This window comes from Streptomyces sp. NPDC016845, assembly GCF_044332585.1.
Taxonomy (GTDB): Bacteria; Actinomycetota; Actinomycetes; order Streptomycetales; family Streptomycetaceae; genus Streptomyces.
The window spans coordinates 47,728-62,017 of record NZ_JBIRPI010000028.1 but is presented as its reverse complement, the minus strand read 5'-3'; the positions used below and the strand labels follow the sequence as shown (position 1 = coordinate 62,017).

The 14,290-nt window shown below is 70.3% G+C and carries 15 protein-coding genes; 12 read left to right on the top strand and 3 right to left on the bottom strand.

The genetic code is table 11. From position 1 onward, the window contains the following. Nucleotides 1-81 precede the first annotated feature (81 nt). The 5 genes from ACH4RC_RS37460 to ACH4RC_RS37440 all read left to right on the top strand — a co-directional run bounded on the left by ACH4RC_RS37460 (nt 82) and on the right by ACH4RC_RS37440 (nt 3,946). Nucleotides 82-537, top strand: a complete 456-nt coding sequence (locus ACH4RC_RS37460; protein WP_398208807.1) for an ATP-binding protein — start codon at nt 82-84, stop codon at nt 535-537. A gap of 881 nt (nt 538-1,418) precedes the next feature. After that, nucleotides 1,419-1,583, top strand: a complete 165-nt coding sequence (locus tag ACH4RC_RS37455; protein ID WP_398208805.1) for a hypothetical protein — start codon at nt 1,419-1,421, stop codon at nt 1,581-1,583. Between the two features lie 351 nt (nt 1,584-1,934). Beyond that, a complete protein-coding gene (locus tag ACH4RC_RS37450; protein WP_398208803.1) occupies nt 1,935-2,378 on the top strand; it encodes a hypothetical protein in 444 nt (147 codons plus the stop codon). A 338-nt stretch (nt 2,379-2,716) separates the two neighbouring features. Further along, nucleotides 2,717-3,574, top strand: a complete 858-nt coding sequence (locus ACH4RC_RS37445) for a SigB/SigF/SigG family RNA polymerase sigma factor (RefSeq protein WP_398208801.1) — start codon at nt 2,717-2,719, stop codon at nt 3,572-3,574. 207 nt (nt 3,575-3,781) lie between these two features. Beyond that, nucleotides 3,782-3,946, top strand: a complete 165-nt coding sequence (locus ACH4RC_RS37440; RefSeq protein WP_398208800.1) for a hypothetical protein — start codon at nt 3,782-3,784, stop codon at nt 3,944-3,946. Nucleotides 3,947-4,655: 709 nt separating this feature from the next. Here the strand turns inward: ACH4RC_RS37440 and ACH4RC_RS37435 are convergent. Beyond that, entirely contained in the window at nt 4,656-5,558 is a 903-nt protein-coding gene (locus ACH4RC_RS37435) for a hypothetical protein (RefSeq protein WP_398208798.1), read from the bottom strand. Between the two features lie 732 nt (nt 5,559-6,290). Here ACH4RC_RS37435 and ACH4RC_RS37430 point away from each other — a divergent pair. Then, the gene (locus ACH4RC_RS37430; RefSeq protein ID WP_398208796.1) at nt 6,291-7,091 is read left to right on the top strand and encodes a MerR family transcriptional regulator; all 801 of its coding nucleotides are present in this window, start codon (nt 6,291-6,293) and stop codon (nt 7,089-7,091) included. Beyond that, complete coding sequence (locus ACH4RC_RS37425; RefSeq protein WP_398208795.1) at nt 7,088-8,299, top strand: glycosyltransferase; 1,212 nt, start codon at nt 7,088-7,090, stop codon at nt 8,297-8,299. Before ACH4RC_RS37430 ends, ACH4RC_RS37425 begins: the two co-directional genes overlap by 4 nt. Before the next feature lie 185 nt (nt 8,300-8,484). Here ACH4RC_RS37425 and ACH4RC_RS37420 read toward each other — a convergent pair whose 3' ends face one another. Continuing rightward, complete coding sequence (locus tag ACH4RC_RS37420; RefSeq protein ID WP_398208852.1) at nt 8,485-8,913, bottom strand: MarR family winged helix-turn-helix transcriptional regulator; 429 nt, start codon at nt 8,911-8,913, stop codon at nt 8,485-8,487. Nucleotides 8,914-9,007: 94 nt separating this feature from the next. On the opposite strand from ACH4RC_RS37420, the gene ACH4RC_RS37415 reads away from it, so the two are divergent. The 5 genes from ACH4RC_RS37415 (at nt 9,008) to ACH4RC_RS37395 (ending at nt 13,028) form a co-directional block, all read left to right on the top strand. After that, a complete protein-coding gene (locus ACH4RC_RS37415) occupies nt 9,008-9,835 on the top strand; it encodes an alpha/beta fold hydrolase (protein WP_398208793.1) in 828 nt (275 codons plus the stop codon). A gap of 169 nt (nt 9,836-10,004) precedes the next feature. Then, complete coding sequence (locus ACH4RC_RS37410) at nt 10,005-10,382, top strand: hypothetical protein (RefSeq protein WP_398208791.1); 378 nt, start codon at nt 10,005-10,007, stop codon at nt 10,380-10,382. An 840-nt stretch (nt 10,383-11,222) separates the two neighbouring features. After that, nucleotides 11,223-11,495: a hypothetical protein gene (locus ACH4RC_RS37405; protein WP_398208790.1), complete on the top strand. Its 273-nt coding sequence runs from the start codon at nt 11,223-11,225 to the stop codon at nt 11,493-11,495. After that, complete coding sequence (locus ACH4RC_RS37400; RefSeq protein WP_398208788.1) at nt 11,492-11,878, top strand: hypothetical protein; 387 nt, start codon at nt 11,492-11,494, stop codon at nt 11,876-11,878. The genes ACH4RC_RS37405 and ACH4RC_RS37400 overlap by 4 nt, the downstream gene beginning before the upstream one ends. A 775-nt stretch (nt 11,879-12,653) precedes the next feature. Further along, the gene (locus ACH4RC_RS37395; protein WP_398208786.1) at nt 12,654-13,028 is read left to right on the top strand and encodes an ANTAR domain-containing protein; all 375 of its coding nucleotides are present in this window, start codon (nt 12,654-12,656) and stop codon (nt 13,026-13,028) included. Between the two features lie 865 nt (nt 13,029-13,893). Here the strand turns inward: ACH4RC_RS37395 and ACH4RC_RS37390 are convergent. Further along, on the bottom strand, nt 13,894-14,223 hold the full coding sequence (locus ACH4RC_RS37390) for a helix-turn-helix transcriptional regulator (protein ID WP_398208785.1): 330 nt from the start codon (nt 14,221-14,223) through the stop codon (nt 13,894-13,896). Between the last annotated feature and the right edge of the window lie 67 nt (nt 14,224-14,290).

Genomic DNA, 14,290 nt, shown 5'->3' with positions numbered 1-14,290 from the left:
CCGGACAGGGGCCGAGGCCCTGCGCGAAGCAGGGGTGTAAAGGGGATGGATCGGGGTACGCGCGGCGAAAGAGCGAGGGAAGTGCCAAGTGGTTCCAAGCGCGCCGCCCATCCCCAGCAGGGCGGCATCGTGAGCGGCATCGGCGGTCTGCACGCCGCGTTGGCCCTGGAGGGCGACGGCAGCTGCATCGCCGAGGCACGCCGCTTCTCCGCGGACTTCCTCACCCGAGCACAAAGCACCCAGCATCGCGCCATCTCCCAGCGCGCCGTGGAGGTGACGCAGCTGGTGGTGAGCGAGCTGGTGACCAACGCCTACAAGTACGCACCGGGCCCCGTCCTGATGGACCTGACACTGGGTGCGGACAGTGTCCGGGTGGAGGTCTGGGACGGGGATCCGGTACTGCCGCTGGCTAGGGCGGCTGATGCCGGCCGGGTCGGCCAGCACGGCCTCGAGATCGTCCTGCTGTGCGCACGAAGCTTCGAGGCCCGGCGGGAACCGGTCGGCAAGTGCGTCACCGCGACCATCGCCCTGGCCTGACGATCCCGGCCGAGCGCGCATCCTGTGGTCGTCACCAACTGCAGCGGCACCGCCCGCACCGCCGCGGTGGATCGGGCTGGTGCCGGGCGGGGGAGGGGGCATCCGAGGAACAGGCTGTCTCCGGGTAACCCACGCACCCCGACCCACCCTGGCGTCTTGCTCGGGGCACAAGCGCACGGGCTCAGAGACCGCTGCCCGCCTTTGCCAGCCGTACGCACGGTTTCGCTCGCCGCGCTCTCGGCGGTTCTGGCCACGCTCGCCTGTGCGCTGATCGCGGCGCTGACGGCCGCGGGCCTGCGCCCTGCCACCGGCCGCTCCCCGCAGCCGCAGGTCTGGTCACCGGCCGGCGCTGCCCCACCGGCCGACGGCGTTATGGCCCGCATGCCAGGGCAACAACGCCGTGAGGGTGACGCCGGCCCGGCGTGCCGACTCCGGCGCCTTCACCCCTCTCGCTGGCGGAGTCTGTCATCGGCCGTCCTGGCGCGCGAGGTGGCGGCGTGGGCGTCAGCGGTGACGGCTGCCTCGCAGCAGAAGCGGGACCATGGCTGAGCGACCTTGACGTTGCCTACCAGAGCTGGGGTGATCTGATGCCGCCGCCACCGCGTTCACGTGCTGATCCCGACATGCCGTGGTGCAGAGCGAAGTGACGGTCGTGGTGCATCTCGCAGCTGCACCGTGCCGTGTGTTCGGCCATTTCCGTACTTCGCCCCCTGGCCGCCTGGAACGTGGTGCTGACGCGCTGGCCTGGTCCTGAGCATGCCCCGTGCCCGGTTGCACGGGCGAGCGGGCAGGGAAGCGGCAGGCAGGGTTCCGGCTGGTACGCATCGGCATATGCAGACAAGCTTTGCCCAAGGCTTAGAGGCGGCGTTACGTTCTGCGTCATGCCGGCTACCCCGAAGCAGCCGACGGGGCAGCAGTCTGCCGCGGAGCTGAACGCACGGATCCGCGTGCTGATGATCCGCAGCGGCGGCTTCCTCAACGACGAACAGCGCAAGGAGTACGCCGAGTTGCTGACGGCATGGTCGCAGGCGGTGCGCCGGCCCTGAACTGAGCCCCCCCCCGGGGGCGCCGGTCGCCTGGCTGCGCGTCGCAATAAACCGGTCGCGGATGCGCTGGCTCTGCCGCGGACGCTGCAAGCGGGGTACTCGCGCTTCACTCAGGCGGGGAGCCGGCGTTGCCGTCTGCCTGACCCCGCGGACCACAGGACAGCACCATGGCCAAGGCAGCCAGCCGCCGGCGCACCACAAGCGGCCGCACCATCGCGAAGCCGGTGCGGTAACCGCCCGGCTCCTGACACCCGCATCGCCCCTGCTGGCGCAGCCTCCCTCGTCGCCGGCGCTGGCAGGGACCCGGCACGCTCACTACTGTCGGGCTTCCAAGGCCACCAGGGGGAGGGCATGGCGCGTCTCGTCTTCAACCACGCAGAGCGCACGGCGCTGCGCGCAGATGCCCGCCACCTGGCGCTCACCGATCCGGGCGTCGCGTATGTGCTGGGAGACCTCGCTGCCGAGGGCGTCGATCTCGACGTGTGCACCGACTGGGAAGAGGTCCGAGTGGGCCTCGGCCGCCCCCCGCGCGCTGAGCAGCACCGGCTGGCGGGCCACCTGCCGCGCTGGGCCCATCTGGTCGTTCACGATGTCGCCCTGGAGCAGGCCGAGACGATGACACCGGTGGCCCGGGCGAGTCTGGACATGGTTCTAGAGGCGATCGCTGTGGATCCGCTGGCCGGTGCGCCGCTGCAGCACGGGAGCGTCCGTCAGTACGTGCAGGGTCCGGTGCGCATCGTCTACGTGCCGACCGCGCTGGGCCTGCTCGTGTCGGCCGCCTACGTCACCGCCTGACCCAGCCGCGCCCGCACGCCCGGCAGTTCAGTGTTCACAGCAGTCGCAGCGACACCTTGTCGCCAGTCCCGCCGGATTCCGTGAACCGGCCGCGCGCTGGAAAGGAACGTCTTCGGGAACGCGTGCCGGGCCGAGGCGGGCGGCCCGCCTGGCAAAGGCCGGCCACCGCCTCGTCGGCGTCCGATGGGACGCTTGGCGCCGTGTGTGGTGGTTGAAGCGCGAAACGCCGGTGCTTGCCGGTCGTTCACGCCATCAAGGGTGTACGTATCGGCAGGGCGGGCAGGGGCCCGGTTACGGGGAACACAAAGGCCCAGCTCATCTATGGGAAGCAGGGACGCATGATCACCGTGACGGTCAGTCAGGCGACGCTGGCGGAAGACGCTCTCGCCCAGCGCGCGTACAAGGACCCGTCCTCGATCACCCCGCACGACGCCCGCACCCTCTTCAGGCCCTTCTTCGACCGCCTGAGCGGACTCGAGGAAGGCAGCCGCGAATACAGCTATGTCCGCAACTGCCTGATCGAGATGAACCTGTCGCTCGTGCAGTACGCCGCCTCCCGCTTCAAGCACCGCGGACACGCGGAGATGCAGGACATCGTCCAGGTCGGCACGATCGGCCTGATCAAAGCGATCGACCGCTTCGATCTCACGCGGGAGGTGGAGTTCACCTCCTTCGCGATCCCCTACATCACCGGCGAGATCAAACGCTTCTTCCGCGACACCTCCTGGGCCGTCCACGTCCCGCGCCGCCTCCAAGAAGCCCGCCTGGAGCTGTCCAAGGCCAGCGAGGAACTGCGCACCCGCCTGGGCCGCACGCCCACCACCGCCGAACTGGCCGAGCTGATGCAGCTGGAACCGTCCGAGGTCGCCCAGGCGCAGCAGGCCTCCAACGGCTACAACTCGATCTCCCTGGACGCCACCACCACCACCGGCGGCGGGGACGACTCGGAATCCGCGCTCGCGGACTTCATCGGCTTCGAGGACCCCTCCTTCGACCTCGTGGACAACTTCCGCGCCCTGGCCCCGCTGATCGCGGCCCTTGACGAGCGGGACCGGCAGATCATCCACCTCCGCTTCGTCGAGGAGCAGACCCAGCAGGAGATCGCCGACCTGCTGGACTGTTCCCAGATGCACGTCTCCCGCCTGCTCGCCCGGGTCCTGGGCAAGCTCCGGACCGGCCTGCTGGCGACCGACTGACGATCAGGCCTGCCAGTGTGCCCGTACGGGGGCCGCGTGCCCTGCGCGCGCCGCGAATCAAGGAAGACGGGCGGTTCCGGCCCTGACCGGGAGCCCGTCCGGTACGCGTGGGCACGCCGCGGCGCGTCGTGCGCGCCCGTCTCACGCCGCTCCGGCCGCCCAAGGCGCACACTGAACGTACGACGGCAGGATGGACGAGGCGGCAGCATGGACTCCGAGACCACCCCCAGCATCTCGCGGCTGGAACTGGCCCGGGCACACAGCCGTGCCCTGATCCACACCGCGGCACAGATGCGGCGCAGGGCGCGCACGATGCGCCGGGACGCCGCCGCGCTGCGCGAGCGTGCGGCGCGCCGCCGCCGCGACCGTTGATGCCGTCGCCTCTCAGGACGGCGGCACCATGCGGTGAGCACCTCCCTCGCCCAAAACAGGCCAGGCACCAGGCGCTGTCCCACGCATCAAGCAACCGGCGCCGCACGGTCGTGACAACCGGGACCGCCTGCAGCCGGACAGGACGTGACGGAGGCGGCCGTCCGGGGCGGCGGCCCGCAGGGCGGCGACGCGGACAGGGGAGGCCGGGCGCCGACGTACGTCAGGCGCTGCCGGCCGTCGGCCCCGGCGGCTGCCCGGCCTCCTGGCGCCCGGTGATCCGGTCGCCAGGAGGCCGGGCAGGGTGACACATGCTCTTCGTCCCCGATGTCGCTGTCTTGCTGCCGTGACAGGCGCAACCGGCGCCCCTGCCCGTGTTTCCCCTATGTGCATGTTCGAGACCCGCTGCTGAGGTGACCGCGTTGACAACCCACGGGAGGAGTCTGCCCGAACTCTGGCATATGCCGTGCCGGGGGAGGACACTCAGAGATGCCGCGCTGGGGCGCGGCGGCCAGCACGCGGTGCCGTCGGTCCGTGTGGCCGAGGGGCCCCGGACCCGGCCCCCCGGCGGTCCCGCCTCCTCACCCGGGCTGCCCGCCTCTTCAGCGCTTGCACCTGGAACAGTCGCGCCCGCCCCGCACAGCGGTGCGTGAGCGTGTCCCGGCCATGTGGCCATATCGTCCGTCAGGCGCGCGAGGTGGCGAGGAGGTGTTCAGGGCCGGGCCATGATGCGCAGCTCGCCGGCGTCCGGGTCGCCGAACAGGACGAACAGCTCGGGGTCCTGTGCGGTACCGCCGATCGTCCAGAAGGTCTCCTGGCCGCACTCGCCGTCGAGTCGTAGGAGGACGCCGTCCCGGTCGGTGTCCCGTAGGTCACTGCCTCTCTCGAGTGTCCACGTGCCGGTCCCGTCGCACAGGGAGAAGTCACCGTCTTCGTCGACGTCGTTGTGGGCCGGTACACGGCTCAGCTCCGCCCGGCCGCCCGCGGCCAGCTTCAGCACGCCGCCGTCCGCCCCGCGCCAGTTGCCGAGGAGCTGCCCGGCGGACAGCTGAGGAGGTTCGTAATGGCCTGCCAGCGAGGCCGCCGGCACCCCGCACACGATGAAGAGGGCGCAACTCACGCCCGCCGAACGAAGCCAGACACCCCACGATCCCTGCGAACCTTGCGAGCGTCCGGGCAGGCGGGCGGAGACCAGTACCGGCAGAACGCCGACACCGGCGAACCACGGGAGCGTGTCGGTGACCGGCCATCCCCACGACAGCCGCCCCAGCGCCGACCATCCCAGGCCGATCAGAACGGACGCGGCCAGATGCCACAGCCACTCCGGCCCCGGGGCGGCGCGGGGCCGCAGGCGGGCCAGGGTCAAGGCGGGCATGATCTGCACGCTCGCGTGCGCGACACCGAGCAACGGCAACAGCAGCAGCACGCAGAAGATGCCCAGGAAGGCGCCGCCGCCCTGGTCGTAGTCGTCCCGGCCCGCCTCCATGGCGAACCACCAGGCCAGCCATACCAGCGGCAGCTGCCCCGTGCACAGTGCGGCCGCACGGTTCCACTCGTCGTTCGGCCAGCTCAGCCGCCGACGTCTGCTGGCTTCCTGTGTCTTCCCCCGCCCCATACCCGCAACATACAACCCGCTGTCATGACCGTGGCGAGAGGGATCGCCCCTGTGCCGTCTGCCAGGCTCGCTCCAGCTGAGCATCAGCGGCGGCGAGCCGGTTGCAGGGCCGTCGAGGACAAGGCCGGTCACGTCCGCTGCCTGCAGGTTTCGCACCTGGGCCCGGCGGATCGCGATCTCCACGCGTGAGTACCTGCCGTCGGCGCGCTGCAGTTCGTACGGCGTAGTGGGCAGCAGCGGGGGCTGGGCCATGAAGCGCGGTCGCACCAGCGCGTTACGGGGCTTGCCGTCGACCGGGTCCGTAGCGGCTTTGTGGGCGGGTGCGGATGTAACTGCAGAGGCGCCACGGCACAGAAGAGGCGGCAGGACAGGCTGTACGTCCGTTGCTCGCACAAGGGTCCATGCGCCTGGCCGGTCCTCACAGCCGTGAGGACCGGCCAGGCGCGGGATCCACTCATGCGCTGTCTCGCAGTGCTGAACCGTCACCTGTTGTCCCAAGCACGGCGCTGGCCTGAGTTCCCCCACACACTCCCCGTAACCACAATTCCGACACATTTCTCTCACATCTCGGTTCCTCCCGCGTCGGGCAGTCGGTGACGCTACTTCGGCAGGGCCCGTCCCTCCTCGGTGCGGAATCCGGCGGGCACAGGTTGCGGGCCGAGTGCGGCGCCCTGTTTGACCCTCCCCATACGTCAGGCTTGAGGCTGGGGGCCGAGGAAAGGGGGCGGGTGGATGAGCTACTCGGTGGGGCAGGTCGCGGCCTTTGCCCAGGTGACGGTGCGCACGCTGCACCATTACGACAAGGCGGGGCTGCTGTCGCCCAGTGACCGCAGCCAGGCCGGGTACCGGCTCTACAACGAGGCCGACCTGGTCCGTCTCCAGCAGATCCTCTTCTACCGCGAACTCGGCTTCTCACTCGACGAGATCACCGTGATCCTCAAGGATCCGCAGGCGAGCGCGCTTGCGCACCTGCGGGCCCGGCAGCGGCAGTTGCTGGAGGAGAGCGCCCGGCTGCAGCGGCTGGCCGATGTGGCGCAGAAGGCGATCGAGGTCCACCGGACCGGGGTGGCCATGAGTCCGGAGGAACGCTTCGCGGTCTTCGGCGAGATCACCTTCGACCTGAGTTATGCCACCGAGGCGGAGCTGAAGTGGGCGCACACGCCGGGGCAGCGGCAGGCGATGGCCCGCGCGGCCGCCCACAGCAAAGACGACTGGGCCCGGCTCATGGGCGAGGCCGCCGCCTGGCGCGCGGAACTCCTGGCCGCCTTCGACGAGGGCGAGCCGAGCGACGGCGGGCGGGCCATGGACCTGGCCGAAGAGCACCGCCTGCACATCGCCCGCTGGTTCACCGCCTGCCCGCCCGACATGCACCAGCGCCTCGCCGACGACTTCCTCGCCGACGCACGCGCCTTCGCCCTCATCCTCCCGCCCACGCAGCAACGCCCCGGCCTGGCCGCCTACCTGAGCCGGGCCATCCGCGCCAACGCCGCCCGCCACCCAGGAAGCCGGAGCGAATCCGAGGAGGACCGATGAGAATTCTGATCGCCGCGGCCGGATCGCGCGGCGACGTCGCCCCCTACACGGGGCTCGGTGCCGAACTGCAACGGGCCGGATACGACGTCACGCTCGCCGCCACCGACGCCTTCGCCCCGCTCGTACGGGAGGCGGGGCTGACGTTCCGCAGTCTTCCCGCCGACACCCGGGAAAGCGGCGCGGCAACGACAAAACGCGAACTGATGCGTGCCGCTGCCGCCTTCACCACACGACTCGGTGAGGGCTTCGCCGACGCGGTAGAGGCGGGTACGGATCTGCTCCTGCTGTCGGCCACCACGGCGCCCCTGGGCTGGCACCTCACGGAAGCCACCGGCACCCCGAGCCTGGGGGTGTACCTCCAGCCCACTCAACCGACCGGTGACTTTCCGCCCGTCGTCACAGGGGCTCGCTCCCTGGGCCGCCGGGCCAACCGCGCTACGGGTCGCTTCACACTGCACATGGCCGACCGCCTCTACGACCAGGCGGTCACCCAGCTGCGCCGCCGCCTGGATCTGCCGCCGGTCTCTCCTTCCGCGATGCGCCGACGAGTGGAGCAGGCGAACTGGCCCATCCTGCACGGCTTCAGCACGGCCCTGGTGCCCCGACCCTCCGACTGGCGTCCCGGCCTGGACATCGTCGGCAACTGGTGGCCCCACCACAACGCGACTGAGCAACTGCCTCCCGTACTGGAGGACTTCCTGGACGCCGGCTCCCGGCCCGTCCTGATCGGCTTCGGCAGCATGGCCTCCGGCGACGGGAAACGCCTGAGCGATATCGCCGCCCGCGCCCTGCGCCGCGCCGGACTGCGCGGCATCCTCCAGGCCGGCAGCGCCCTGCTTGCCGCCGACGGCGACGACGTGCTCACGATCGGGGACGTGCCGCACGCCCTGCTCTTCCCGCGCCTGGCTGGGGTGGTCCACCACGGCGGAGCCGGCACCGCGGCGGCCGCACTGCGCGCCGGGGTGCCCGCGGTCGTGGTGCCGGTGACGGCGGACCAGCCGTTCTGGGCGCGCCGACTGGCCGACCTGGGAGCTGCCACCGAACCGATCCCCTTCCGCTCCCTGACCGCCGAACGCCTGGCCGAGGCACTGGCCCGGGTGGTGAAGCAGCAGGCCTACAGCCGGGCCGCCGCAAAAGCGGCGCAGCACCTGGCGGCCGAGGACGGCGCAGGGCAGGCGCTCAAAACTATCCAACGGCTGACCGACTGATGACGGCCGCCGGCCCCCCGCGCGATCTCGCGTATCCGATGCCGAAGCAGTCCACCGTTTGCGGCGTTGTGGCTTCGCGCGCCCGGTGTGACCGGCCATGCCGGTCTCTACCCCTCCTCGGACTCTCGGGCCATTCGGCTCCTCGTGCGGCACCCGCGCCGTACGGGGGCGGTCAGCGTGCACGGTCAGCGTGCCTGCCGGGTGGACTGGAGGACTGCTGTCAGAAAGTGCCGCACTGTTTCCAGTTCGCCCGCGCTGAACTTCTCAGCAACACTTGTTACTTCGCTGATCACCGGTCCGAAGAAGGCCCAGCCGAGTTCGTGGGCCTTGTCCTCCACGGTGAGCAGGACGCGGCGCCGGTCGGCGGTGTCCCGGCTGCGGCGGATCAGTCCGAGATGCTCCAGGCGGTCGATGAGGGCGGTGGTGCCGGCCGAGTTGAGGCGCAACTGCTCGCCCAGCCAGCCGGGTGTGGCACGGATGCTCTGCCGTTGGGCGCCCAGCAGGTGGATCAGCGCACGCACGTCGGTGGGATGCAGCCCGTTGCGGGTGGCGAACTCGGCGCCGAGCAGGTCGAATTGCACGGTCACCGCGCGCAGCAGGTGGACCAGGTCCATGGCCGGGCTTTGATCGTCGTTCACGCACACTCCCTGAGGCTTCGTGCATATTATCTCGCCGAGCGAGAATATTGGTGAGCGAGGAGGATGGTCTGTGTCGAAGTCTGCTTTCGACGGTGCCTATGACGAACTGCGCGCCCGGTGGCCCGCGTCCACCGAGGAGCAGGACGCCCCCACCCCCTACGGCCCCACCCGGGTGCACGTGCATGGTCCCGCCGACGGCGAGCCGGTGGTGCTGCTGCCCGGCGGTTCGGCCACCGGTCTGGTCTGGTTCGCCAACATCCCCGCCCTGGGGAAGCGCTGCCGGGTGTACGCGGTAGATCTGCTGGGGGACGCCGGCCGCACCCGGCGCCAGGGCATCCCGCTGAAACGCGCCGCGGACCTGCTGGCCTGGCTGGACGCCCTCCTGGACAACCTCCAGCTCGCCCGCGCGCACCTGTGCGGCCACTCCTACGGCGCCTGGCTGGCCGCCACCTACGCACTGCACGCACCGCAGCGCGTCAATCGCCTTGCCCTCATCGACCCCACTCAAGTCTTTACCGCCTTCCGCCCCCACTACCTGTTGCACGCCCTGCCCGCCCTCATCCGCCCCAGCCAGGCCCGCGCCCGCGCCTTCCTGGCCTGGGAAACCGGCAGCGTCCCGCTGGAGGAGACCTGGCAGCGCCTGTATGCGTCGGCCACCACCGTCCCCGGCCGCAAGATCATCACTGGGCGCCGCCCCCGCACCAAGGGCCTGCGCCTGCCGGTCCTGGTCCTGCTCGCCGAACACAGCCGCGCCCACCACGCCGCCAAAGCCGCGGCCAAGGCCCGCCGGAACATCCCACAGGCCGAGGTGCACGTCCTTGCCGGGGCCACCCACCACTCCCTGCCCTTGGCCGCCCCCGACGAACTGAACAGGCGACTGCTCGACTTCCTGCACTGACCACACCGCCGCGCCCAGCCGCATCCCCCGCGCGGCGACCGCCATCGGTTCCCATCCGCCAGGAGCCGACACACCGCAAAGCGCGCGCGTCTCGCAGCCGGCAGTTGCAGACCCGGAGGAGCCGCGCGCTACTCCATCGCGGCCCAAGAGTAGAAAGAGAGACCGTGACATGACCGCTGAACTGACCACGCACGCGCCGCCCCTCGCGCGCACCTCGTTGTTCCTGCAGATATCGATCGCCCTGCAGACGGCGACCATCTTCCTGCAGGCCATCAGTGCCGGATGGCTGCTCACCTCCGCTCACGGCGAGACGATGCACAGCATCGGCGCCCGCGTGATGTACGGCGCCTCGATGCTCTACCTGCTCGCCGCGATACTCGCGTGGAAGCCAGGCGGCGGCTCACCGCGACCCGTCTGGCACGCCACCGGCTTCCTTCTCCTGGCCTCCGCCCAGGTCGTCCTCGGCGTCGCACACGTTCCCTTGGTCCACCTGCCGCTGGGTGTCCTGATGTTCGGCCTCAGCCTGCTGGCACTGCTCCGCCGCTGAACCAGACCGGAGCGCGAGGCAGACCGCAGAAGACAGAAGGCAGGACAGCGCGTGTCACGTCTGCCGCACGCTGTGGTCCGTGTGGATCCGCAGTAGACGCTGGTGCAGGAAAGAAGTGGTGATCATGGAAGGCAAGACCGGCTGGTCACGGGCAGCACCGGGGGTATCGGCAAGGAGACGGCACGCCGGCTGGCAGGACTGCGCCCTCCACCCGGAACGACAGCGTCACAGCGATCACTGCCGACATGTCCCGCCTGCGTGATGTCCACCGGCTCGCCCGAGAGGTCAGCCTCCGGGCCGGCGGCCTGGATGTACTGATCAACAAGGCCGGAGCGACCCGCACCCGCCGCGAGCTGACCGAGGACGGCATCGAGACCGCGTTCGCGGCAAGCGCGGCCTGCATTGCGCGCAGGCCACCACCGGGCGGACGCTCGCCCCAACATCCGATGCATCCAAGCCGGTCGTCAAAAATCGTCGTTCATGACTGCTGCACATTTCACCTTCGCAACCGCGCCCGACGGATGGCGGGTAGCCTTCAAGTGGCCCGACGTCAAGACCATCATGGTCGTACCGGTCGTCGGCTGGGCCGCCCCGAGCCCCGGCACGCGACGCAGGAGCACAACCTCGCCGTCGAACCCGTCATCCTCTTCGACAACGTCGACGAGCCACTATTGCCACACTCTCCGACACCTTGCACGACTGGAGCGACGGCGAAACCCTCCACCAGATCATGGCCCCGGGCTTCGACGTACGCGAGGTACCCGAGGGCTGGCAGGTGCAGGATTACGGCGACTGAAACGCCCCTCGACCTGCGGTATTCTTGTCGGTATACTCGGCTGGGTGGATACGACGATCAAGATCGGTGCGGAGACCCGGGACAAGCTCGCGGCGCTGGCCGAGGCGCGGAATATGACGATGCGGGCTCTGATCGAGGAGTTCGCGGCCACCGCGCTCACCCCCGCGCAACTGCTTGAGCGGTCCAAGCGCACGGACGCCTTCCTGGCCGCCGAGTTCGGCCACACCGTCGACGCCGATGAAGCCGGTGCGCTGCGCGAGCGGATGCGCCAGGCCCAGGCCGCCCGCCAGCGCCCCGCCCCGGGCGGGGCAGCGTGATCCTCGAGCACTACGTCCTGGACACCGCGACCCTGCTGGCGCTGGGCGGCCACAAGCAGGTTTCCGGCCTCATCCACGTAGCCGCCGGCGATCCGACCGTGCGGCTGTGGGTGCCGATCGTGTGCGCGCTGGAAGCCGAACGCGAACGGGCCGGCATCGTGGACTACCTCGGCATCCTCGACGTGCTTCACACCCTGGACGCCGACTACGCCACCGCCCACGCCGTCGCCGACCTGCACCGCCACGCAGTGCCGTTCGGGATTGGAGCCGCCGTCCACGCCACCCGCCCTACCCTGGAGCGCCCCGACGGTGCTCTCATCGCCACCACCGACTCCCGCGCCTACGAAGGACTCGGCGCGCCGGTCATGGATCTGAACCAGTAGCGCCGAAGGCACAGCTATGGGCGGTGGGCGCCGCGGCCCCTCCTGGTGCCTACCGGCCGCGGTGTACGGCAGGAGTCGACCGGAGGCGGCAAAGGTGCCTGGTGAGACCTTGATGTCCGTTTAGATGCGGCTGGTACAGCTTGCTGCCTCAGTGAACAGGCCGGGCTGCTGGAGGAGTTGCGTGACCATCACGTGGGAGCAGATCGGCCAGCCGTCGTTCGACCGTCACGTCGAGGCCTTGCTCTACCGGATGCTCGAGGGTGCTCAGAAACGTGTGACCGCGGTGATCGGCCGGGGCGGCGACGAGTGCATCTATTTTCAGGTGTCGACCGACAGCGGCCTGCGGATCTTTCAAGTACTACCCCGACGGCTTTCCCAGCTCGCTACGAGGGCGCCGCAACCCGCTCAAGAAGTCCTTCAACCGGGCCATGCAGCACGAGCCCGGCCTGAGAGGTCGGGGGCCCAGCCGCGAAGGAGCACAGACGGGTCATGGCCGGATGTACCCCGGACCATGACCCGGACCGGCCCTGAGCTGGTCTGCACCGGAGGAGGCTGTCCAGGTGCGATGAGGCAGGAGCGAATCGTGGGGCACCGTCGGTTCTGTGCACCTGCCACCTGCTCTTGGATGCGTTGTGCAGCCGGGGCCGGGCAGACAAGGCTGGAACAAGCACAGCCGAAGGCCCCCGCTTGCGGAGGAATTATGAGCAGGTTGCCGGATCCCGACGATGTTGTACTCAGGGACGCGGCGGCGCGTATAGCAGCGCTGGAGGATCGGGTGGCGCAGCTGCAGGAGGCGGTGGTCGCGCACGCCGATGTCGATCAGGCCAAGGGCGTCATCTGCCTGGCGGGCCGGATCCCGCCGGCGGAGGCGTGGGACGTGCTGCGGGAGGTCTCGATGCGGACGAACACCAAGCTTCGCGACGTCGCCCTGCAGATCATCACCTGGGCGCACACCGGTCGGCTGGAGGCACATCTGCGCCGCGAGTTGCAGCGCCAGTGCCTTGTGCGGCACGCCCCGCCCGTACCGGCCAAGGCGCCCCGCGCCCGGCCGGAGGGCCAGGGGAAGCAAGCCCCCCGGCAGGGTCCGGGGGAGCCGACTTCGAGCTCACTGCCGAACCCGCCCGCCGACTGTCCCCCGAAGGCGGGCTGAAACCCTCGCCGGGTCAGAGAGGCGGCCCGGCGCCGCTGCTGCGAGCGGCAGTGCCGACCGCCCCGGTACGGCGCACGCCTCGGCCGTGTCCGAGCGACGGTCGCGTCCAGGGCGGCGGGCCAGCGGTTGGGGGTGTCATCGGGCCGGGGCGGGCCGGGTTCGCCGGGGAGCTGGGGGGCGCCGGTGATGTCCAGGACGCGGCGTACGGTCCGGCCGGCGGCGATCGGTCGCGGGCGGCCGCGGTGCTTGGCGGTCATGGCGGGTGAGCGGAGTGATGCCGGTGGAGTCGGTGAACGTCACATGGCTCGGGGTGAGGGCCGCTGAGTCGTTGCCGTGGGGGAGCGGACTGGCGGCCCTCAGCAACAGCTGTGCCCAGCCGAGTCGTCCTTCACGCTCGCCCTTCCTCTCGCCTCCCGCTTGCCGGCACTACGTCGGGCGAATCAAAGCCGTGTAGCCGCATCCCGGTGGTGGTTCCAAGAAGCGGGCGGGCGGGCGGCGGTGCCGCAGGGCGCGGCACCGTTGCGCGGATCGAGTCGGCCGCGGGCCGGCAAGGCAGTCCTCGTACGGTGGCCGGGCACGGGGGCTCCCCCGCCCGAAGACTCTTGCTCTCAACTTTTTTGCGGACGCGTAGAGTCGGTGAAACGGCCTGATCGTGCATCCTGGCCCGCCGCACGGAAGCCGCCAGGGCGGCGGCGAAGAGCGAGCGCGGCGGCCCTGTGTTGCACGGTGCGCAATCCAGCGGCGGGCGGTGGCGTACGGACAGGTGTACCTGCACATCAAGACCCTCAGGAAGCGTGACGGGGCATGTGGGCGGGGCCGCCCGGCCATGCTGAGCCTGCCGCCGCGGTCGCTTCGGCCGCAGAGGTCAGGCGTGGTCGAGCAGCCGGGTGCGGTCGGCTTCGTCCCTGACCAGGACGGAGAGCAGGGAGGCGACGGGGACGTCGGCTTCGGCGGGGTGGCGCAGGACCTTGGCGGGGTCGATGGCGTAGCGGTTGCTGCGGCCCTCGCGGACGTGGGAGAGGTAGCCGGCCTCTTCGAGGTCGGTGATGATCCGCTGAACCGCGCGTTCGGTGAGCCTGCAGTGCACGGCCAGGTCCCGTACGCGTACGTGGCGGTCGTCGGCGATGGCCGCCAGGACCCGTGCGTGGTTGGTCAGAAAGGTCCATCCGGTGTGCGATTCGCTGTGTTCCTGCATCCCGTCATGGTACGAAACCCGAGCTGACACAGGAAACACGAAATATATTTCGTGTATTAGTTGACGT